The sequence below is a fragment of the Streptomyces sp. SID13726 genome (assembly GCF_010548375.1).
Taxonomy (GTDB): Bacteria; Actinomycetota; Actinomycetes; order Streptomycetales; family Streptomycetaceae; genus Streptomyces.
In genome coordinates this window covers 1-404 of sequence record NZ_JAAGLY010000708.1, presented here as the reverse complement: position 1 = coordinate 404, position 404 = coordinate 1, and the positions used below count along the sequence as shown (strand labels likewise).

Below are 404 nucleotides of genomic sequence, written 5' to 3'. Positions count from 1 at the left end.
TCGCGGCGTTCCAGGGCACCGTGCTCGCGGTGACGCACGACCGCTGGTTCGCGCGCGGGTTCGACCGCTTCCTCGTGTTCCGCGGGGACGGGGAGGTCGTCGAGGCGCCGGAGCCGGTGTGGGACGTCGAGCGCGTGCAGCGGGCGCGGTAGCCGCGTGCGGGAGGCGGCGTCCGCCTCCCTATCCTGGTGGGCATGGCCGTCCACAAGATCGTGCTCTTCTACGCCTTCACGCCACTGGCCGACCCCCGCGCGGTGCAGCTCTGGCAGCAGGCGCTGGGGGAGCGCTGGAACCTCACGGGACGCGTGATCGTCGCCGAGCACGGGATCAACGCGACGCTGGGCGGGACGGTCGAGGACCTCAAGCAGTACGTGAAGACGACCCGGCAGTACCCCGGGTTCGAG

General features: G+C 71.8%; 1 protein-coding gene. It reads left to right on the top strand.

Annotated elements, in window-relative coordinates; all coding sequences use genetic code 11:
- Positions 1-194 precede the first annotated feature (194 nt).
- Positions 195-404, top strand: a 210-nt coding sequence (locus G3I78_RS49885; RefSeq protein WP_203616605.1) for a hypothetical protein, incomplete at its 3' end; no start/stop codon positions are given.